We start from the raw sequence: 20,133 nt of genomic DNA, 5'->3' as shown, positions 1-20,133 counted from the left end.
CGCTGCTGGGAATCGGGCCGCCCTGGAACCGGGTGAGCCCGCCGAAACCGTGGTTTCGGCGGGCTCACCCGGTTTTAGCGGAGGGTTTAGCGCGACCCGTAGTTCGGGGCTTCGACCGTCATCTGGATGTCGTGCGGGTGCGATTCCTTGAGCCCGGCGGCGGTGATGCGGACGAACTTGCCGCGCGCCTTCAGTTCGGCCACGGTCGGGGCGCCGGTGTAGAACATGGTCTGGCGGAGCCCGCCGACCAGCTGGTATGCCACCGACGACAGCGGACCGCGGTACGCGACCCGGCCCTCGATGCCTTCCGGGATGAGCTTGTCATCGCCGGAGACGTCGGCCTGGAAGTAGCGGTCCTTGGAGTAGGAGGTGTTCTTGCCGCGGGTCTGCATGGCGCCGAGGGAGCCCATGCCGCGGTAGCTCTTGAACTGCTTGCCGTTGACGAAAATCAGGTCGCCCGGGGATTCGTCGCAACCGGCCAGCAGGGAGCCGAGCATGACGGTGTCGGCGCCGGCGACGAGCGCCTTGCCGATGTCACCGGAGTACTGCAGGCCGCCGTCGGCGATCAGCGGGACGCCGGCCGGGATGGCTGCCTTCGCCGACTCGTAGATGGCGGTGATCTGCGGAACGCCGACGCCGGCCACCACGCGGGTGGTGCAGATGGACCCGGGACCGACGCCGACCTTGATGCCGTCGGCACCGGCGTCGATCAGTGCCTGCGCACCTTCGCGGGTGGCGGCCTGGCCGCCGATGATGTCCACGTGCGCGGCAACGGGATCGGACTTGAGCCGGCGGATCATTTCCAGCACACCCTGGGAGTGGCCGTTCGCGGTGTCCACGAAGAGGGCATCCACACCGGCATCGATGAGCGCCATGGCACGTTCCCAGCCGTCGCCGAAGAAGCCGATCGCCGCGCCGACGCGCAGGCGGCCCTCGTCGTCCTTGGTGGCGAGCGGGTACTGCTCGGCCTTGGTGAAGTCCTTCGTGGTGATCAGGCCCTTGAGCCGGCCCTGCTCGTCAACGAGCGGGAGCTTTTCGATCTTGTTCGTGGCCAGCTTGTGCGAGGCTTCCTCGCGGCTGATGCCGACGTGTCCGGTCACGAGCGGCATCTTGGTCATGACGTCGCTGACCAGCCGCAGCGGGAAGTCAGATTCGGGCACGAAGCGGGTGTCGCGGTTGGTGACGATGCCCAGCAACCTGTTGCCCTCGTCCACGACCGGCAGGCCGGAGACGCGGTAGCGGGCGCAGATTTCGTCCAGTTCCGCCAGCGTGGCCTCGGGGCCGATGGTCAGGGGGTTGGTGATCATGCCGGATTCGCTGCGCTTGACCCTGTCCACCTGGTCGGCCTGGTCGGCGATGGAGAGGTTGCGGTGCACGACGCCGAGGCCGCCCTGGCGGGCCATGGCGATGGCCATCCGGGACTCCGTGACGGTGTCCATCGCGGCGGAGAGCAGCGGGGTCTGGACCGTGATGCGCTTGGAGATCCGGGAAGACGTGTCCGCTTCCGAGGGGATCACGTCGGTGTGGCCGGGCAGGAGCAGGACGTCGTCGTACGTCAGGCCGATGAAGCCGAAGGGATCGTGTTCGGGCTGGGTCATGAGTGCGCCTCTTACCTTGGGTTACGGGGTCACGGGTAGGGGTTGCAACAGATGACCAGCCCGTCATTACGGGTCTGGCCTGTGCAGAAGGCCATGCAGAAGGTTCGTGCAGTTGATTCGTGCAGAAGTCCTCAATAAATAGTAGAACCTTGGCGGCCATAGCCATATTCCGGGCGGTAATGTCCGGCTTCAATGTGAGCCGCCCCATGCCCGGAGCGCTCCCCCGGCCGGCCGTCCTGCTTCCGGCCGGTGGCGGCCGGCTTACTTCCAGCCGGTGGCGGCGAGCAGCCGCCGTTCGAACATGGGGATCATGGACTGGACGTACGTCTTGGTCAGATGGTTGTCATCCTTGTAGACGTACACGTTGCCGACCACCGCGGGGCACGTTCCGTTGGCACAGATGAAATCGCTCATGTCCATGAGGTGCAGCCTGGGCACCTTGCCGCGGTACGCGTCCAGCGGCGAGGACCCCGCGAGCGATTCCTGCTCCGGCACGTTGCACTCCGAGGCATCCTCGCCGTTCTTCTGGACGCACTCGGGCATATTGATGTTGAAGCGGGGGTTGTCGCGGATGCCCACCACGTCCATGCCGGCGTCGGTGAAGGGCTTGATGCCCGCCAGGTACTCCGGCACTTCGGTCTCGAACGGCGCTTCCTTGTGGGTCAGGGACGCAACCGTGAAAACGGCGTCGGGGCGGTGGTCCAGGACGTACTGCGCGCTGGCCCGGTTGAAGGCGTTGCAGTCCGCGTCCCGTTCCGGGGACTCCCCGCCGAAGCGGCAGTTGCCCTTCAGGAGCGTGACAACTTCCCAGCCGTGGCTTTTCGCGATGGGGCCCAGCGCCGCCATGTACTGCTGGGCGTGCGAGTCACCGAGCACCACAATCCGCTTGGTGACTTTGTCCGGCTTGTTGTTCTGCAGGCAGCCCTGCAGCAGGGGGTCGCTGGGGACGTTTCCGTCCGTGCACAGCCCGTCGATGTCCGCCCACTCGTTCTTCATCGCCGCCGGCGCGGGGATGATCTTGGCTTCCGGCGTGGGCTTGCCGGCGTTTTCCGGTGCCAGGGCGGCCGCGCCGGGGGTCAGTTCCTTCGGCTGGGACGCCGCCTCGGCTTCGTCGGCCAGGAGCTGGCTCTGCCACACGGCGACGGGACCCGCCAGCAAGGCACCACAGGCGGCAATCACGACGGCGGTACGCCAGGCGCGGCGCTTGGGCCAGTGCCATTCGCGCAGCGGCTTCTCGACGAAACGGGTGGTGAGTACGGCCAGGACGACGGATGCGGCAACGATGCACAGACCCTGGAACAGGTTGGGCGCCGTGATGCCCGCCCCGGCGAGGGCCAGGACCAGCAGCGGCCAGTGCCAGAGGTAGAGCGCATAGGAGTTATCCCCCAGCGCCACCAGGGGTTTCCAGGTCAGGAAGCGGTCGACGCCGAATCGGCTGCCGCTTTGACCGGCGGTGATGATCGCGGCGGCGGCCAGCGTGGGCCACAGCGCGATGAAGCCGGGGAAGGAACGGTCCACGGTCAGCAGCAGCCCGCAGGAAAGCATGGCGGCGAGGCCGGCCCAGCCGAGCACGACGCGCAGGATCCTGCCCGGCTTCAGATACGGCAGGGCAAGGGCCAGGAGCGAGCCAAGCGCGAACTCCCAGAGCCGGGCGCCGGTATCGAAGTAGGCGTGGGCCTGGTTCGTGGCGGTCTGCTGGATCGAGTACGCCAGGGACACGGCGAAGATGGCACCGAAGGCCGCAACCAGCAGTGACCGGTAACGCAGCAGGATATGGTCCTGGCCGGTCCAGCGGCGGAGCAGCCGGGAAAGCAGCGCCGTGCCGGCGAAGACGAGCGGCCAGAGCACGAACACCTGGCCCTGGATCGAGAGTGACCAGAAGTGCTGGAGCGGGCTCGCCCCCGAATGGTCCTGGGCGTAGTAATCCACCGCGCTGTCCGCCAGGAGCCAGTTCTGCCGGTACAGCAGGGACGCCCAGGCCTGTTCAAGGACGTCGGGCCAGCGGCTTTGCGGCAGGATGGCCCAGGTGCCGGCGAGGACGCCGAGAATGACCACGACGACGGCGGGCAGCAGGCGCTTGAGCAGATGCAGCCAGTGGCTGAGCAGCCGGAGCGGCGCGCCGCTTTCGACCTTCCGCGTGAAGCTGAGCGTCATCAGGAAGGCGGAAATGAGCAGGAAGATGTCCACGCCGCCGGAGACCCGGCCCAGCCACACGTGGTACGTGACCACCATGAGGACCGCGAGGGCGCGAAGGCCCTGGACTTCGGGGCGGTAGCTGGTTTTTCGGGTCGCCGGGGAACCTGCATCCGCCCTTGGCGGGGTGACGATGGTTCGCTCGTTCGACACAAATAACCCTTCCGGCCGGTTTCCAAAACATCAATGTTACCGAAACGTAATTTTCTTGGCCAATCGCGCAGGTGCCTCGGGGGGCTCCGCGGGGCCGGGGCGGCGGCCTCCGTGCGCCCGGCTGGCGGCGCTCTCGGGGGGCCGGCGTCGTGGTGGGCCGCGTCGTCGGCCGCGCGGCGGAAGCTAGGCTGGTACGAGTCTGAGGAGGCCGCCAAGTGATCGTGCAGCTGCGCATTTGTGTTCCGGGTGAATTGTCCGGAGTTGTTCTCGAAAGTTGTACAAATCACGTCGGCGTCTCGGAAGTGGCGCTGGCGAAGGCTTCGTCCGTCACGCCGCCCGGGGACGTGATCGAGGTTCTGCTGGCCCGGGAATCCGTAGAGGGGCTCGTGGAGAAGCTGCACGCCCTCGATGTCCAGCAGCGGGGATCGATTACGGTCATCGCGCCGGACCTTGTGCTCTCGGACCGCGCCGACCGGGCGGAGGCGGAGGCTCCGGGTGAGGGCGCGGACGCCGTGATCTGGGACGAGGTGTCGCGGCAGACCGGCGAGGATTCGCGCCTGACGTGGAGTTTCCTGGCGTTCCTGGTCCTGGCGACGCAACTCGCGGCCATCGGCATCGTGACGGACTCCACCATTGCGATCGTCGGCGCCATGGCCGTTGGCCCGGAGTTCGGTCCGCTGGCTGCCCTGGCCGTGGCCCTGGTGCGGCGCCAGCGGCGGCTCGGACGTGACGCGGCGCTGGCCCTCGGCGTCGGCTTTCCCGTCGCGATGCTGGCCGCCGCGCTGACCGCGTGGCTCTCCATACCACTCGGGCTGTTCCCTACAGACGCGCTGGACCACGGTTCGGCAGTTGAATTCATCTACCACCCCGGCCCCTATTCCCTGATCGTCGCCGTCCTCGCCGGAACGGCCGGGATGCTGTCGGTCATCAGCCGGCGCTCGGCGGCGCTGATCGGGGTGTTCATCTCCGTCACCACGGTGCCGGCAGCCGGGTTTGTCGCCGTGGCATTGGTCCTGGGCGAGTACCAGAAGGCGGCCGGCTCCGCCCTGCAGCTGTTCCTGAACCTGCTGGGAATCGTGGTGGCCGCCGTCGCCGTCCTGCTGTTCTACCGGCTGGTGACCAAGCGGCTGGCGCCGGACGCCGCCCGGCAGCTGCGGCGCAAGGCGGACCGCTCCCAGCGTTGACGTATATGGGCCGCAGGTGCCCGCCCCGGGCCGGCCGGCCCGGGGACCGACGGGCTTATGGGCCCCATCCGGTTGCCGCGAGGAGCCTCTCGCTGAACATGGGGGCCATGCTGGCCGCATAGCTCCGGCTGAGGTGGTTGTTGTCCAGGTAGACGTAGGTGTTGCCGACCGCGCCCGGGCATTCCGTGCCGTTGCAGATCAGGTCCGTCATGTCCACGAACGCAACACCCGGCAGCTTGCCATCCAGCGCGGCCAGGGGATTCGTCGCCGCCAGGAGCCCCTGCTCGCGCGGCCTGCAGTCCGGCGCGTCGGCACCCTTGGTCGCCACGCACTCTGCCATGTTGAAGGAAAAGCGCGGATTGTCCCTGAGCGCCACGACCTTGATGCCCTCGTCCGCCCAAGACTTCGCGGTGGCTTCGAAGCCCGGAATCACGGTCTCGTGCGGCGACGACGGCGCCGCTTCGGTGCCCACGATGATAATCGCGTCCGGCGGGTTGTTCTTCACTTCCGACGCGACCGCCGCATTGAAATTGTCGCAATCCTCGGAGACGTGCTGCGGCGCAATGTTGGGTTTGCAGGCGCCCTTGAGCATGGCGTAGAGCCGCCAGCCCTTCTCATCGCTGAGGGGACCGATCGAGCCCAGCCACTGCTGGGCGTGGGAGTCACCGATCACCAGGACCTTTTTCGCTCCGGTGTCGGATTGATTGTTTTGGAAACAGTCCTTCTGAAGCGTCTTGTCCTTCGGCTGCAGGTCACCGGAACACGAATTCGGCAGGCTCGCCCAGTCCTGTGGCAGCGTCTGCGGGGTGGGGAGCAGGACGGCGTTGGCATCGGCCTGGTCCACAAAGCCCGGCGTCAGCGCCAAGGCGCCCGGGTTGTTCTTCGGGGCCTGTGCCAGGACTGCTTCGCTTTCGAGGTGCTGCTGGATCTGAATCCCGGCCAGCGGCACGGCTGCGGTGACCACGGCCACGGCGATGGCAACGAGGGCGCGGCGCCGCCGCACCTCCGGCCACTGCCACTCACGCCAAGGCTTCTCAATAAAGCGGGTGGTGAGGTACGCGAGCACCAGCGAAACGGCAACGATGACGGCGCCCGTGATCAGACCCGCCTTTTCCCTGTGCAGCACGGCCAGCGAGATGACCAGAACCGGCCAGTGCCACAGGTACAGGGCGTACGAAATGTCACCCAGCCGGACCAAAGGCTTCGAACTCAGGATCCGGTCGACGCCGAACTTGCTGCCCGACTGTCCGGCGGCGATGACGCAGGCTGCCGCCAGGGTGGGCCAGAGTGCCACGAACCCGGGGAAGGAGGCCTGGACATTGAGCAGGAGGCCGCAACTGAGCATGGCCACAATGCCAAGCCAGCCAAGCCCGATCCGCCAGCCGCGCGGAAGCCGCAGGGCAGGAAGGGCCAAAGCCACCAGGGTGCCCAGGGCAAACTCCCACAGCCGGGCCCATGTGTCAAAGTACGCCTCCGTTTGGCTCGCCTGGGTGAAGACGATGGAGTAGAGCAGCGAACCAACGAAGATCCCGGCGAAGACGTAGCACAGCAGCACCCGGTAGCGGAGCTTGAAGCGCTTGGCGACGACCGCGGCCCCCACAAAAATGAGCGGCCACAGGATAAAGACCTGGCCCTGGATCGAAAGGGACCAGAAATGCTGGAAGGGGCTGGCCTGGCTGTGGTCCGCGGCGTAGTAGTTCGTCGCCTGGGTCTGCAGGAACCAGTTCTCGGCATAGACCAAGGAGGCCCAGCCCTGGTTGATGATTTCCATCCACCGGGTCCGGGGCAGGAACAGGACAGTTGCGGCGAGTATGGCCACCAGGACGGTGACGGCGGCCGGGACGAGGCGCCGGAAAAGGTGCAGCCAGTGTTTGATGAGGGCCATGGACCGGCCCTGCTCGTAGCGGCCCACGAACTGCAGCGTCATGAGGAAGGCCGAGATCAGCAGGAAAACGTCCACGCCGCCGGAGACCCGGCCCAGCCAGATGTGATAGCTCATGACCATCAGCACGGCGAGGGACCGGAGTCCCTGGATTTCGGGCCTGAAGGTGGATTTTCGGCCGGCCTTGGGTGCGGGATCGTGCCCCGCCGCGGCATTGTGCCGGGCAGGCCGGGGCAAGGTTCCTTGCTGTGTCATAGAACTATCCCTCAACCAGATAACCAAAGCCTCCATGTTACCAAAACGTAATTTTGATGGCCAATCGCCGCGGCGGCCACTGATCCCCATTGAGACATGCCAACGTGGGAGTTTCCAGTGAACCTGGGACGCTGGAGCGGCGCCTGACGGGTTAACTCTGCCAGAATGACGGCACCTTCCGGCCAAGAACACGGCAGAACGGCAGCAGAGACTCGACAGAAAAAGGACGGCCCGGCAAGTTGCCGGACCGTCCCCCTGCGGGCAGAGCCTAGTGCTTGTGCCCTGCGTGCTCGTCTTCGTCAGCCGGCTTCTCCACCACGAGGGTTTCCGTGGTGAGGACCAGTGCTGCGATGGAGGCCGCGTTGCGCAGAGCCGCACGCGTCACCTTGACGGGGTCGATCACGCCGGCGGCGATCAGGTCTTCGTATTCGCCGGACTTGGCGTTGAAACCTTGGTTCACGGCGGACTCGGCGACCTTGGCAACGACGACATAGCCGTCGAAGCCGGCGTTCTGGGCGATCCAGCGCAGCGGCTGGGTCAGGGCCCGGCGAACGATGCCGACGGCGGCAGCCGCGTCACCTTCGAGGGCCTGGACGACAGCGTCCTCGTCGAGCGCCTTCAGGGCGTGGATGAGGGCGGAGCCGCCGCCGGCCACGATGCCTTCTTCGAGGGCAGCGCGGGTGGAGGACACGGCGTCCTCGATGCGGTGCTTCTTTTCCTTCAGCTCAACCTCGGTGGCAGCGCCGACCTTGATCACGCCGATGCCGCCGGCCAGCTTGGCCAGGCGTTCCTGCAGCTTTTCCTTGTCCCAGTCCGAATCGGTCCGGGTCAGCTCGGCGCGCAGCTGGGCAACACGGGCGGCGACGTCCTCGGCCGAACCGGCGCCGTCGACGATCGTGGTGTTGTCCTTGGTGACCGTGATGCGGCGTGCGGTGCCGAGCACCTCAAGGCCAACGGTGTCCAGGCTCAGGCCCAGCTCCGCGGAGACAACCTGCGCACCGGTGAGGGTCGCGATGTCCTGCAGCATGGCCTTGCGGCGGTCACCGAAGCCCGGTGCCTTGACGGCAACGACGTTCAGCGTGCCGCGGATGCGGTTGACGATCAGCGTGGACAGGGCCTCGCCCTCGACGTCTTCGGCGATGATGAAGAGCGGCTTGGAGCTCTGCAGCGCCTTTTCCAGCAGCGGCAGGAAGTCCTGCACCGAGGAGATCTTGCCCTGGTTGATCAGGATCAGCGCGTCCTCGAGGACGGCCTCCTGGCGTTCCGCGTCAGTGACGAAGTACGGGGACAGGTAGCCCTTGTCGAACTGCATGCCCTCGGTGAGGACCAGCTCGGTCTGCGTGGTGGAGGATTCCTCGATGGTGATCACACCATCCTTGCCGACCTTGCCGAACGCCTCGGCCAGGAGCTCGCCGACCTCGTCGCTCTGAGCGGAGATCGCGGCCACGTTGGCGACCTGCGTGCCTTCAACCGGGCGCGCGTTCTCCAGCAGGCGGGCAGCGACGGCCTCGACTGAGACCTCGATGCCACGCTTGATTTCGCCCGGAGCGGCGCCTGCCGCTACGTTGCGGAGGCCTTCCTTGACCAGGGCCTGGGCCAGGACGGTGGCGGTGGTGGTGCCGTCGCCGGCAACATCGTTGGTCTTGGTGGCGACCTCCTTGGCAAGCTGCGCGCCAAGGTTTTCGTAGGGGTCGTCCAGCTCGACTTCACGGGCGATGGTCACGCCATCGTTGGTGATCGTGGGGGCGCCCCACTTCTTGTCCAGTACGACGTTGCGGCCGCGGGGGCCCAGCGTGACCTTGACGGTGTTGGCGAGCTTATCGATGCCGGCTTCAAGCGACCGGCGGGCAGCGTCGTTAAACGCAAGCTGCTTTGCCATGGTTTTGTCCTTTCAAGACAGAACCCCGCGCAACTGATCCAGACAATGCGTAAGGATCGGCTGCGCGGGGGTCCAAGAGAGTTACTTTACGACGATCGCCAGAACGTCGCGGGCGGAGAGCACGAGGTACTCGGTGCCGCCGGTCTTGACTTCGGTTCCACCGTACTTGGAGTAGATGACGACGTCGCCGACGGCAACGTCGATGGGAACGCGGTTGCCGTTGTCATCGAAGCGACCGGGGCCTACTGCAACAACTTCGCCTTCCTGCGGCTTCTCCTGCGCGGAGTCCGGGATAACCAGGCCGGAAGCCGTGGTCTGCTCGGCTTCGAGCGGGCGGACAACAATACGATCCTCAAGAGGCTTAATAGAGACCGACACTCGGACCTCTCCTTTTCGTCAGCAAATTTGTGGACTATGAAGCGGTGATGCCAAGGCGCACAGACCGTCGTCGCGGTGCCGGCAGCGTGCCTGGCGGAGCGCGCTTCATGTGTTAGCACCCTCCTAGGGAGAGTGCTAATGACGACTCTATGTAAATGGTTAGCACTCGGTCAAGGCGAGTGCCAGAAATTCGTTCCGGGTGAACATGCCTCCCCGTGGGAGATGCCCATTTTTCGCTGCCGCCGGTGGACGCTTGGGCATCATGTTCGCTGCCCGCGCTGAGCGATGGACATGCCCAGCGTGCGCGGGCTACGCCGAGGGGACATGCCCAGCGGTTGCGGGCCACGCCGGAGGACATGCCCAATCTTCGCCACGGCCAGAGGACACTCGGGCATCATGTTCGCTGCCCGCGCTCAGCGATGGACATGCCCAGCGTGCTCGTGCCACGCCGGAGGACATGCCCAGCGTGCGCGGGCTACCCGGGAGGACATGCCCAATCTTCGCCACAGCCAGAGGACACTCGGGCATTATGTTCGCTGCCCGCGCTGAGCGATGGACATGCCCAGCGTGCGCGGGCCACGCCGGAGAACATGCCCAACGGTTGCGGGCTGCCCGGGAGGACATGCCCATTCGTGGCGCAGGAGGCTGGGCATGTCCTGTGGCCTGTGGCACCGTTTGGCGTTACGGGCGCTGGGCCCACGCGTTGCGCCCCCGCGGGCGCCTACTCGGTGGCTACTGGCCTGCGAGGTCGTCGAAGTCCACGTCCTCGCCGTCGTCTTCGTCCGTGTCCTGGCCTTCGTCGTTCCGGTGCCGGTACATCAGCACGGCACCGGCGGCGGCCAGCAGGATCCCTGCGATGAGGAAGATGATGCCGCCGAGCCGGGCCGCGGTATAGGTGTCGCGGATGGCCCGGGCCTCGTCCGTGGCGTCCTGGACGTTCTTGCCACCGACGGAATACACGGTGGCGTTAAAGGAGTCGAGGAAGAAGATGATCACCAAAAGTGCGACGGACACGACGGCGATCACCGCGCCGGCGATCAGCGCCGGTTTTGCGTAGCGGGCCAGCCCCTGCGGGCGCCGGCGCTCCTGCCCGGCGTCGTCGTTCCCGACCGTGCCCCGTCCGGCCGTGTCCGCTGAAATGTTGTCGCCTGTGCCGCTGTCTTCCATGCCGTCAAGCCTAGCCCCCGCCGTCCGGTCACAGCGCGCCCGCGGACCTCAACTACGCTGGATGGCATGACTGACGCACCGCAGGAACATATTGCCCCGATCCTCACCCCCGAGGGCTGGGAGCTGCTGGCGTCGTTGGGGCCGTACCACGAGGACGAGGCCTTCCGCCTCACGGCGGCGCTGCGCAAGGCCGGCCACTCCCCCGAAATGGTCTCGGCCGTGCTCACCCAGTCCCGGCTGCGGACCAAGGCCGAGGCGAAGTTCGGCGAGTTCGCCCGGCAGATGATCTTCACTAAGGCCGGCCTGGAACAGGCCACCCGGCTAACCGTGGCGGCACGGCACGCGCAGCGGTTCGCGGAGGCCGGGATCGGCCACGTCGCGGATCTCGGCTGCGGACTCGGGGCGGATTCGATGGCGCTGGCGTCCCTGGACCTGGTGGTCACCTCCGTGGAAATGGACGAGGCCACGGCCGCCTGCGCCACGATGAACCTGATCCCGTTCCGCAATGCCACCGTGGTGCATTCCGATGCCACGTCGGTATCGCTCGAGGGGATCGACGGCGTCTGGCTCGACCCCGCCCGGCGCACGACGTCCACTTCGGGAACCAAGCGGATCTGGGATCCGGAGGATTTCTCCCCGCCGCTGTCCTTCGTGGAGTCACTCGCCGGTTCCGGCCGCGCCGTCGGCGTGAAGATGGGCCCGGGCATGCCGCACGATTCCGTGCCGGCCGGCTGCGAGGCGCAGTGGGTCTCCGTGGGCGGGGACGTGACCGAGGTGGCCCTGTGGTTCAACGCGGTGCGGCGTCCCGGGGTGCGGCGCGCGGCCCTCGTACTCGGACCCCTTGGCTCTGCTGAGCTCACCAGCGGCGAGGACTTCGGCGCCGGCCCGGTGGCGCCCGTGGGACCCGTGGAGGGTTACCTGTATGAGCCCGACGGCGCGGTGATCCGCGCCGGCCTGGTGGCCGACGTCGCGCTCCAGCTCGGCGGGCACCTCGTGGACGAGCACATCGCCTACATCTGCGCCCCGGAGCTGCACGACACCCCGTTCGCCAGGGCGTACAGGGTCCTGGAGGTCATGCCGTTCAACGTCAAGGCACTCAAGTCCTGGGTCAAGGATCAAGGCATCGGGGTCCTGGACATCAAGAAGCGCGGCACGGCTGTCACGCCGGAAGAGCTGCGCAAGCAACTCCTGCCCGGCGGCAACGCCAAACACAAGGACAAGAAATCGGCCACCCTGGTCCTCACCAGGATCGGCGAGGACCGGGTGGCCATCTCGGTCGAGCCCGTCTAGCCCCGCCAGCGAAATCCCACGGGCGCTGGGCCCGCCGGCAGGATCCCAGGGAAGGGGGCGGGCGGCCGGGTTACTGGGCCCGCGTGAACTCCTCGGCGGCCCGGATTTGCTCGTCGGTCGGCCGGACGCCGGTGTACAGCACGAACTGCTCGAGCGCCTGGATCGTGGCCACCTCGGCTCCGGTGATCACGGTCTTGCCGGCCGCGCGGCCGGCCTTGATGAGGGGCGTCTCGGCGGGGAGCGCGACGACGTCGAACACCACCTTGGCGGCGTCGATGGCCTCCTGCGGGAAGGGCAGCGCGGCGGCGTCCGGGCCGCCTGCCATACCGATAGGGGTGACGTTGATCAGCATGTCGGCCCTGCCGGTACCGGACGCCGCAGAGCCCAGTTCGGCGCTCCAGGCGAAGCCGTACTGTTCGGCCAGGGCGCGGCCGGATTCTTCGTTGCGGGCCACGACGGTCACGTCCTTGAACCCGGCATCGCGCAGCGCGGCCACGGTGGCCTTGGCCATGCCGCCGGAGCCCAGGACCAGCACCGAATAGTCCGTGGGGACCGCATTGCTCTGCAGGAGCTGCTCGATTGCGGTGTAGTCGGTGTTGTAGGCCGTGAGCCGGCCGCCGTCGTTGACGATGGTGTTGACCGAGTCGATGGCCTTCGCCGACGGGTCCATGACGTCAACGAGGGCGATCACGTCCTCCTTGTAAGGCATGGACACCGCGCAGCCGCGGATGCCGAGGCCGCGCACCCCGGCGATCGCCTGGGCGAGGTCGGTGGGGGCAAAGGCCTTGTAGATCCAGTTCAGGCCCAGCTGTTCGTACAGGTGGTTGTGGAAGCGCGTCCCGTTGTTGCTGGGCCGGGCCGAGAGCGAGATACACAGGGTCATGTCTTTGTTCAGTATGGGCACAGCTCCATTAAACGCCAGGATGCGTCCGGCCACCCGCGGCTCACCGCGCGACTGCCCGCGCCGTCGCTGACCAGCCACGTTGTGAATACACTCACGCACCAGCGGCAACTTTGACACCGTCCCGGGGCCGGCCCTGCACTAGACTTGGACCACCCGTAGCCCTGCCAGCCGCCCGGCCGGCGCCCTGGTATGTGGGAAATTGCACGTGACACCGCCGGTGCCACGTCCAGGGGCATGTCCGAGGGTGTTTGCCAGCGCATCTCCCCACCAGGACCACGGCCAGGGACAGCAAAACAGTGAAGGGACCACATGAAGATCGAGTTCGCTTCATCCAGGCAGTCGACCCTAGGCGTGGAATGGGAGCTGGCGCTCGTCGACGCCGAGACCGGCGAGCTGGCCTCCGTGGCGAACCAGGTGCTGCGCGGCGTCGCTGCCCGGCATCCCGAACTCAATGAGGACGACGAGCACCCGCACATCAAGCAGGAGCTGCTGCTGAACACCGTGGAGCTCGTCACGGGCATCTGCACCACTGTTGCGGAGGCCAAGGCGGACCTGAGCAGCTCGCTCGCGGCGGTCCGGGACGTGACCGATCCGATGGGTGTGGAGATCTTTTGCGCCGGGAGCCACCCCTTCAGCCCGCCCCAGCTGCAGCCCGTCACGGACAAGGAACGCTACGCCAAGCTCATTGACCGGACCCAGTGGTGGGGCCGGCAGATGGTCATTTACGGCGTCCACGTGCACGTCGGACTCGACAGCCGGGACAAGGTCCTTCCGGTGCTGGACGGCCTGGTCAATTACTTCCCGCACTTCCAGGCGCTCTCCGCGTCCAGCCCTTTCTGGGGCGGCGAGGACACCGGATACGCCTCCCAGCGGGCGCTGATGTTCCAGCAGCTGCCGACCGCCGGGCTGCCCTTCCAGTTCTCCAGCTGGGAGGACTTCGAGGCATACGCCCAGGACATGTTCACCACCGGCGTGATCGATTCGCTCTCGGAGATCCGCTGGGACATCCGGCCCGTCCCGCACTTCGGCACCATCGAGATGCGCATCTGCGACGGCCTGGCCACGCTCGAGGAAGTCGGCGCCATCGCCGCCCTGACGCAGTGCCTCGTCGACGAGTTTTCCACGACGCTGGACAACGGCGGCACCATACCCACCATGCCGCCTTGGCATGTCCAGGAGAACAAATGGCGGGCGGCCCGTTATGGCCTGGACGCAATCATCATCCTCGACGCCGCGGGCAACGAGCAGCTCGTGACGGAGCACCTGCGCGAGACGCTCAAGCGGCTTGAGCCGGTGGCGGCGAAGCTGGGCTGCAGCGCCGAACTGGCCGACGTCGAGAAGATCATCGAGCGCGGCGCCGGCTACCAGCGGCAGCGCCGCGTCGCCGCCGAGCACGGCGGGGACCTGCGCGCCGTCGTCCTGGACCTGGTGAAGCAGATGCGCCAGGGCCCGGACGCCTAGCTCCGGCGCCAAGAGCCAGCACAGAGGCGGACGAAGCCGCAGGCCGTCCAAGCTTCAGGCGGACGCAGCCTCAGGCGGAGACTGTCGTGACCGGCATCGAGGAATCCGGCGCAAAGCCGATCCCGCTCGGTTTCACGCCGGCCATCACCAGTTGCGCCCCGAGCGCGGCCACCATGGCGCCGTTGTCCGTGCACAGCGGCAGCGGCGGCACTGTCAGCCGGATCCCGGCCGCGCTGCAGCGTTGCTCGGTGAGCTGGCGCAGCCGCGAGTTGGCGGCAACGCCCCCACCCAGGAGGACCTCTGTGATGCCGTTTTCGCGGCAGGCGAGCACCGCCTTGGCGGTAATCACATCCACCACGGCTTCCTGGAAGGCCGCGGCGATGTCGGCGACGGGGACCTCCTCGCCGCGGGCCTCGAACTGCTCCACGCAGCGGGCGACGGCGGTCTTGAGTCCGCTGAAGGACCAGTCGTAGCGGTGCGGTCCGGGTTCCTCGGCGGTCCCCATGTACTTGGGCTGGGTGAGCCCGCGCGGGAACCGGATGGCCTTGGCGTTGCCTGTGCGCGCCAGTTTGTCGATGGCCGGACCGCCCGGGTAGCCCAGGCCCAGGAGCCGCGCCACCTTGTCGTAGGCTTCGCCGGCGGCGTCGTCGATCGTGGAGCCCAGCAGTTCGACGTCGTCTGTGATGCTCCGGATCCGCAGGATCTCGGTGTGGCCGCCGGAGACCAGGAGCGCGCCCATGTTCTCGGGCAGGGTTGGCTGCGCGGTCTGCTGAGTGGTTTGCTGCGGCGCGCCGACCGGCGTCGCGTTGCCCATCGGATTCACTGCGCCGCCGCCCTGCTGCAGGAGCCCGACGCCGACATGCGCCACGAGGTGGTTGATGGCGTAGAGCGGTTTGCCGGTGGCGACGGCGAGCGCCTTGGCCGCGCAGACCCCCACCATGAGGGCCCCCGCCAGGCCCGGCCCGGAGGTGACGGCGATCGCGTCGATGTCCGCGAGCGTCACGTCCGCCTCCGCGAGGGCCTCCTCGAGGGTGGGGACGAATGCGTCGAGGTGGGCGCGGGAGGCGATCTCGGGGATCACGCCGCCGAAGCGGACGTGTTCGTCCATGGAGGACGAGACGGTGTTCGTCAGCAGGGTGGTCCCCCGGACGATGCCGACGCCGGTTTCGTCGCAGGAGGACTCGATGCCGAGCACGAGCGGCTGGGTGCGGTTCATGATCGGCCTGCTTCCGTTGGCTGGGGGCTGAGCGGTTCGCGGGGCAGCTGGAGCCGCATGATCAGGGCGTCGACGCCGTCGCGGTAGTAGCGGGGCCGGACGTGGATCTGTTCGAAGCCGAAGCGCTGGTAGAGCTGCTGGGCCCGGGGGTTGTCCGCCCTGACCTCGAGCAGCACGTCCTGGGCGTGGCGGCGCCGGCTTTCCGCGATCAGTTCGGTGAGCAGGGCCGAGCCGATGCCCTTGCCTTCCTGCTCGGGCACCACGGCGATGGTCTGGACGTCCGAGATCGGTACGATGCACATGAGCCCGGCATAGCCCACGATCCCGCCGTGGATCTCCGCCACAAGGTAGCGCCGGGTATCCGCCTGCGCCAGCTCGTCGTGGAACATCTGCAGCGGCCACGCATCCACGGGAAAGAGCCGGCATTCCAGGGCGTGGACGGCGGGGATGTCCGCGGCGTCCATGTCCCGCAAGGTGACCCCGCCGGGCAGCCGGACGGCTCGCGCCGCGCTCACAGGGCACGCTTCCGGGGTCCGGGCACCTGGGCGTCGGATTCGCGCAGGTACAGGGGGGTGGAGTCCAGGAGCTGTTCCCCCGCGGAGAGCCGGGCAAGTGCGAACTGGCCGAGTGAGAGGGCCTCCGGCTGGCTGGTGCTGAATTCGGCGACCGCCTTGACGACGTCGGAGTAGATTCCTGCCCCGGCACCGTAGACGGGCAGATCCGGCAGATCCGCGGCGAATCCCACGTGCGGGCCGTCCTCCAGGTGCGGCAGCTGGGCATCGGAGAGGGTGTACCGGGCCCAGTACACCTCCTTGCGGCGCGCATCGGTGGCGACAATGAACTCCGCGGCCGAGTCGGTGGATTCGGCTACTTCCAGGGCGATCGCGTCCAGGCTCATGACGCCGTACAGCGGCTTGCCCCAGACGAAGGCGAGGGTGCGGGCCGTGACGATCCCGGAGCGCAGTCCCGTGAACGGTCCGGGGCCGACGCCGGTGACAATAGCGTCGACGTCGCGCCCGCTGACGCCGGCCTCGGCCAGGAGCCCGTCGATTCCCGGGGCCAGGACCTCCGCATGGGTGCGCGTGTCCTCGGTGGCGAAGCTGGCCAGCACGGATTCCGGTGCGTCATCGGAGACCAGGGCGGCGCTGGCGACAGCTGAGGTGTCGATGGCGAGGATCAGCATCAGGGATTCCGTTCCGGGGTCTGGGGCAGGGGCTCGGCGCCGGGCGTGGTCGCGGGCAGCTCGGCGCCGGGCGTGGTCGCGGGCAGCGCCGCGGTGCCGGGCGTGGTCTCCGGCAGCGGCGCGGTGCCGGGCAGCGCCGGCGCTTCGGCCCAACGCGGGCCGAAGCCGCGGATCACGACGGTCCGCAGCTCGTCGTCGTCGTCCGTGTCGAAGTCCAGAACGGGACCGGCGGCGGGCGCGGCGGCGGGCATTTCGGCGGGCGCGGCGGCACCTCCGCGGGTGCGGTGGAGTTCCACCTCCAGCCGGCTGTCGCTGAGGTGCTCAACCCGGCCGCGGCCCCACTCGACCACCGTCACGGCGCTGTCCATGGTGTTTTCCAGATCGATGTCGTCGATTTCAGCGGCCGACTCCAGCCGGTAGGCGTCCACATGCACCAGGTCCGGTCCGCCCGGCCGAGGTCCTTCGGGCAGGTTGGGATGGATGCGCACCAGGACAAAGGTCGGCGAAATGATGCCGGCCCGCACTCCCAGTCCCTCCCCCAGCCCCTGCGTGAACGTGGTCTTGCCGGCACCCAGTTCGCCGGTCAGGACCAGCAGATCTCCGGTTTCCAGCACGGCGCCGAGAGCCGCGGCGAGCGCATGCGTCTGCGCCGCCGTGTGGACCTCAAGGCTCCGTTCCCACGCGGGCCCGCTCACGGCCGCTCTTCGCCGGTGGAGGGCTCTTCGTTCAGGTAGCGGCGCGGCACGCGCGGGCTGATCCTGGTGACGATCTCGTAGTTATTGGTACCGGCGGCCCTGGCCCAGTCATCTGCCGTGGGTCCGCCGTCGGCGCCGTCACCGAACAGCACCGCCTCGGCGCCGAGGATGCTCGGGCCTCCGGCCGCCACGTGGCGGGGTCCGAGGTCGATCACCATCTGGTCCATCGCGATGCGCCCCACCACCGGATAGTTCGTGCCCTCGACCCGGACGGGGCCACCGGTGGCGATGCGCGGGACGCCGTCGGCGTAGCCCAGCGGGATGAGCCCGAGGGTGCTGACACCGTCCGTGCGGTAGTTCAGCCCGTAGGAAACGCCCTGCCCGGCGGGCACGTCCTTGCAGTGCGAGACCACCGTGCGGACCGTCATGGCCGGGCGCAGCCCGAGCTCGGCCGGGCTCTGCCCTTCAAAGGGGGACAGCCCATACAGGCCCAGCCCCACGCGGACCAGGTCAAAGTGGGTGTCCGGCCGGGAGAGGGTGGCCGGGGTGTTGGCGAGGTGGCGGACCTCGGGGTCCACGCCGGCGTCCTGGGCGACGGCGAGGACCTGGCGGAACGCGGCGAGCTGCTCGTCGGTTTCGGGCCGTTCGGGTTCGTCGGCAACCGCCAGGTGGGAGAAGATCCCTACGACCCGGAGCAGGCCCTGGTCCTGGTGTTCCATGGCCTCGCCGACCAGGCTGTCCCAAGCGTCGAGGGTGGCGCCGTTGCGGCCGAGCCCGGTATCGACCTTCAGGTGCACGCGGGCGGGCCGTTCCTGCTCGCGGGCCGCGGCCACTATCCGGTCCAGTTCCCAGCCCGAGCAGCCGATGTCGATTCCGGCGGCCACCGCGGCGGCGAAGTTGCTGTCCGGGGTGTGCAGCCAGGCCAGCAGCGGCGCCTCGATCCCGGCGGCGCGCAGGGTGAGGGCCTCGGAGATGTGGGCGACGCCCAGCCAGCTGGCCCCCGCGCCGAGGGCGGCACGGGCCACCTGGACGGCGCCGTGGCCGTAGGCGTCGGCCTTGACCACGGCCATGACCTGCGCGGGTGAGGCCACGGCTGCGATGCGGCGGACGTTGTGCCGGATGGCGTCGAGGTCGATTACGGCTGAGCGCTCCTCAGCATGGGCCGGCGCTGCCGCCGAACCGGGCAGGAGATCGCCTGTTGCTGCTTGGTAAGTCACCTAACGATTCTAGGCGCGGGCGCTGCGGGCCGAATAATCGGCCGGGCCGCCCACCGCGGGACATGCCCATTCCTCCCCGCGGGACATGCCCAATCTTCACATCCAAGGCCGCGCAGAACAGGTCCATGCCCAAGCCCTGGCCCCAACGGAGGACATGTCCACTGGTGGCCCGAACCCGGCCGGCACCCACCACGGGACATGCCCAATCTTCACACCCAAGGCCGCGCACAACGGGTCCATGCCCAAACCCTGGCCCCAACGGAGGACATGTCCACTGGTGGCCTAAACCCGGCCGGCACCCACCACGGGACATGCCCACTGGTGCCAGCCACGAAAGCCCCGGCTGCCGCGCCCGGCTACGCGTCGGACAGGTGGGCGATCGTCGCCGTCGCGCGCCGCTGCGCCTCGGGCGGGACATCGCGCACGATCTCCTCCAGGAAGCGGTAGCGGCGAAGCCATTGGCTGCTTTGCCGTTCCTTCCGGGCGTTGGCCCGCTGCCACCAGTCGGCAATGTCGCCCCAGCCGGGCGCGGCCAGCGAGCCTCCCACCTCCTGGACGGCCAGGGCGGCGCACAGATTGGCGAAGCGAAGCCGGTCTCCCAGCGGCCAGCCGGCCAGGGAGCCGACAATGAAGGCCGCACCGAAGCAGTCACCGGCGCCGGTGGGGTCGTAGGCCCGGACCGGCAGGGACGGGACCCACTCCTCCTCCCCCGATTCCGAATCCACGGCCATGGATCCCTGGGCCCCGAGGGTGACAACCGCCACCGGAACGCGGTCCGCGAGCGAGTACAGGGCGGACCAGGGGTCGTCGCGGCCCGTGAAGTTCATGGCCTCGTGCTGGTTCGGCATGAAGGCGTGGAAATACTTCAGGTTGTCCAGCCGGGTCGAGGACCATGCGCCGGTGGGATCCCAGCCGACGTCGCCGAACAGCTGGACGCCGTTCTTGTGCGCGTCGACAGCCCACGGTTCGAGTTCCTCCCCCAGCTCCGCAACGGCTGCGAGCGCCGGCGGCGGGCATCCGACCAGCTCGGTGGAGGTCACCGGCGCCGGGTGCCCGTGCGTCACCATGGAGCGGTCCTTTTCCACGCTCAAGGACACCGTGACCGGAGAATGCCAGCCCGGAACACGCCGGGACAGGGACAGGTCCACGTGTTCCTGGGCGGAGAGGATCTTCCAGTTGTAGTCACCGTAGCCGTCATCGCCGAACACGGCGGCTAGACCGGTCCGCAGTCCCAGCCGGGACGCGGCGATGGCCTGGTTGGCGACGCCCCCGGGGCAGCTGCCCATCCCGTCGCTCCAGATTTCCGTCCCGGGCTGCGGCGCGTGGGGCAGCCCGGTGAAGATGATGTCCTGGAACACCGTCCCGGTCAGGAGCAGGTCGAACCCGTCCGCGGCCGGGCTGCGGACGGCAGAGAGCGGATCAAATCGCCGCGCCGGTGTCGCGTCCATATACGGCACACTACGCTGTACCGCCGTCGA

At 68.1% G+C, this 20,133-nt stretch carries 16 protein-coding genes; 3 read left to right on the top strand and 13 right to left on the bottom strand.

Features of this window, described 5'->3' with window-relative positions; translation table 11 throughout:
* Positions 1 to 86: 86 nt before the first annotated feature.
* Together guaB and C560_RS0106835 are read right to left on the bottom strand one after the other, a co-directional pair.
* Positions 87 to 1,598, bottom strand: a complete 1,512-nt coding sequence (gene guaB / locus C560_RS0106840; protein ID WP_018773740.1) for an IMP dehydrogenase — start codon at positions 1,596 to 1,598, stop codon at positions 87 to 89.
* 261 nt (positions 1,599 to 1,859) lie between these two features.
* Positions 1,860 to 3,944: an acyltransferase family protein gene (locus tag C560_RS0106835; RefSeq protein WP_197026117.1), complete on the bottom strand. Its 2,085-nt coding sequence runs from the start codon at positions 3,942 to 3,944 to the stop codon at positions 1,860 to 1,862.
* A gap of 302 nt (positions 3,945 to 4,246) precedes the next feature.
* Here C560_RS0106835 and C560_RS0106830 point away from each other — a divergent pair, with 302 nt between their 5' ends.
* A complete protein-coding gene (locus C560_RS0106830) occupies positions 4,247 to 5,128 on the top strand; it encodes a DUF389 domain-containing protein (RefSeq protein ID WP_231494284.1) in 882 nt (293 codons plus the stop codon).
* A 55-nt stretch (positions 5,129 to 5,183) separates the two neighbouring features.
* On the opposite strand, the gene C560_RS0106825 is transcribed toward C560_RS0106830, so the two are convergent.
* The 4 genes from C560_RS0106825 to C560_RS21365 all read right to left on the bottom strand — a co-directional run bounded on the left by C560_RS0106825 (position 5,184) and on the right by C560_RS21365 (position 10,689).
* A complete protein-coding gene (locus C560_RS0106825) occupies positions 5,184 to 7,265 on the bottom strand; it encodes an acyltransferase family protein (RefSeq protein ID WP_026537618.1) in 2,082 nt (693 codons plus the stop codon).
* A gap of 268 nt (positions 7,266 to 7,533) precedes the next feature.
* Positions 7,534 to 9,144, bottom strand: coding sequence for a chaperonin GroEL (gene groL, locus C560_RS0106820; protein ID WP_026537617.1), 1,611 nt, complete (start codon positions 9,142 to 9,144; stop codon positions 7,534 to 7,536).
* Between the two features lie 81 nt (positions 9,145 to 9,225).
* Complete coding sequence (gene groES / locus C560_RS0106815) at positions 9,226 to 9,522, bottom strand: co-chaperone GroES (RefSeq protein WP_018773735.1); 297 nt, start codon at positions 9,520 to 9,522, stop codon at positions 9,226 to 9,228.
* A gap of 732 nt (positions 9,523 to 10,254) precedes the next feature.
* Entirely contained in the window at positions 10,255 to 10,689 is a 435-nt protein-coding gene (locus C560_RS21365) for a hypothetical protein (RefSeq protein WP_026537616.1), read from the bottom strand.
* A gap of 66 nt (positions 10,690 to 10,755) precedes the next feature.
* On the opposite strand from C560_RS21365, the gene C560_RS0106805 reads away from it, so the two are divergent.
* Positions 10,756 to 11,979 (top strand): class I SAM-dependent methyltransferase, encoded by a 1,224-nt coding sequence (locus C560_RS0106805; RefSeq protein WP_026537615.1) that lies wholly within the window; start codon positions 10,756 to 10,758, stop codon positions 11,977 to 11,979.
* Between the two features lie 70 nt (positions 11,980 to 12,049).
* On the opposite strand, the gene C560_RS0106800 is transcribed toward C560_RS0106805, so the two are convergent.
* Positions 12,050 to 12,883, bottom strand: a complete 834-nt coding sequence (locus C560_RS0106800; protein ID WP_269320020.1) for a shikimate 5-dehydrogenase — start codon at positions 12,881 to 12,883, stop codon at positions 12,050 to 12,052.
* 309 nt (positions 12,884 to 13,192) lie between these two features.
* Between C560_RS0106800 and C560_RS0106795 the strand changes: the two genes are divergently transcribed.
* Complete coding sequence (locus C560_RS0106795) at positions 13,193 to 14,344, top strand: glutamate--cysteine ligase (RefSeq protein WP_018773731.1); 1,152 nt, start codon at positions 13,193 to 13,195, stop codon at positions 14,342 to 14,344.
* Between the two features lie 70 nt (positions 14,345 to 14,414).
* Here the strand turns inward: C560_RS0106795 and tsaD are convergent, their stop codons facing one another.
* The 6 genes from tsaD to C560_RS0106765 all read right to left on the bottom strand — a co-directional run bounded on the left by tsaD (position 14,415) and on the right by C560_RS0106765 (position 20,103).
* The gene (gene tsaD, locus C560_RS0106790; protein WP_026537613.1) at positions 14,415 to 15,560 is read right to left on the bottom strand and encodes a tRNA (adenosine(37)-N6)-threonylcarbamoyltransferase complex transferase subunit TsaD; all 1,146 of its coding nucleotides are present in this window, start codon (positions 15,558 to 15,560) and stop codon (positions 14,415 to 14,417) included.
* A complete protein-coding gene (rimI, locus tag C560_RS0106785) occupies positions 15,557 to 16,024 on the bottom strand; it encodes a ribosomal protein S18-alanine N-acetyltransferase (protein WP_051533043.1) in 468 nt (155 codons plus the stop codon). Before rimI ends, tsaD begins: the two co-directional genes overlap by 4 nt.
* A 47-nt stretch (positions 16,025 to 16,071) precedes the next feature.
* On the bottom strand, positions 16,072 to 16,743 hold the full coding sequence (gene tsaB / locus C560_RS0106780) for a tRNA (adenosine(37)-N6)-threonylcarbamoyltransferase complex dimerization subunit type 1 TsaB (RefSeq protein WP_026537611.1): 672 nt from the start codon (positions 16,741 to 16,743) through the stop codon (positions 16,072 to 16,074).
* Entirely contained in the window at positions 16,743 to 17,438 is a 696-nt protein-coding gene (gene tsaE / locus C560_RS0106775) for a tRNA (adenosine(37)-N6)-threonylcarbamoyltransferase complex ATPase subunit type 1 TsaE (RefSeq protein WP_026537610.1), read from the bottom strand. Before tsaE ends, tsaB begins: the two co-directional genes overlap by 1 nt.
* Positions 17,435 to 18,655, bottom strand: a complete 1,221-nt coding sequence (gene alr / locus C560_RS0106770) for an alanine racemase (RefSeq protein WP_026537609.1) — start codon at positions 18,653 to 18,655, stop codon at positions 17,435 to 17,437. The genes tsaE and alr overlap by 4 nt, the downstream gene beginning before the upstream one ends.
* A 356-nt stretch (positions 18,656 to 19,011) precedes the next feature.
* Positions 19,012 to 20,103: a carbohydrate kinase family protein gene (locus tag C560_RS0106765; RefSeq protein WP_026537608.1), complete on the bottom strand. Its 1,092-nt coding sequence runs from the start codon at positions 20,101 to 20,103 to the stop codon at positions 19,012 to 19,014.
* Positions 20,104 to 20,133 lie beyond the last annotated feature (30 nt).

The organism is Arthrobacter sp. 9MFCol3.1 (assembly GCF_000620385.1).
In the GTDB taxonomy this organism is placed as follows: domain Bacteria; phylum Actinomycetota; class Actinomycetes; order Actinomycetales; family Micrococcaceae; genus Arthrobacter.
This window is presented reverse-complemented; position numbering and strand designations above follow the sequence as displayed.

What these genes read in the sequence shown, in the direction of transcription:
- C560_RS0106765 (WP_026537608.1), bottom strand. Translation starts at nt 20,103, where the DNA reads ATGGACGCGACACCGGCGCGGCGATTTGATCCGCTCTCTGCCGTCCGC.
- rimI (WP_051533043.1), bottom strand. Translation starts at nt 16,024, where the DNA reads ATGGACGCCGCGGACATCCCCGCCGTCCACGCCCTGGAATGCCGGCTC.
- C560_RS21365 (WP_026537616.1), bottom strand. Translation starts at nt 10,689, where the DNA reads ATGGAAGACAGCGGCACAGGCGACAACATTTCAGCGGACACGGCCGGA.
- C560_RS0106825 (WP_026537618.1), bottom strand. Translation starts at nt 7,265, where the DNA reads ATGACACAGCAAGGAACCTTGCCCCGGCCTGCCCGGCACAATGCCGCG.
- C560_RS0106805 (WP_026537615.1), top strand. Translation starts at nt 10,756, where the DNA reads ATGACTGACGCACCGCAGGAACATATTGCCCCGATCCTCACCCCCGAG.
- tsaB (WP_026537611.1), bottom strand. Translation starts at nt 16,743, where the DNA reads ATGCTGATCCTCGCCATCGACACCTCAGCTGTCGCCAGCGCCGCCCTG.
- C560_RS0106795 (WP_018773731.1), top strand. Translation starts at nt 13,193, where the DNA reads ATGAAGATCGAGTTCGCTTCATCCAGGCAGTCGACCCTAGGCGTGGAA.
- groL (WP_026537617.1), bottom strand. Translation starts at nt 9,144, where the DNA reads ATGGCAAAGCAGCTTGCGTTTAACGACGCTGCCCGCCGGTCGCTTGAA.
- guaB (WP_018773740.1), bottom strand. Translation starts at nt 1,598, where the DNA reads ATGACCCAGCCCGAACACGATCCCTTCGGCTTCATCGGCCTGACGTAC.
- tsaD (WP_026537613.1), bottom strand. Translation starts at nt 15,560, where the DNA reads ATGAACCGCACCCAGCCGCTCGTGCTCGGCATCGAGTCCTCCTGCGAC.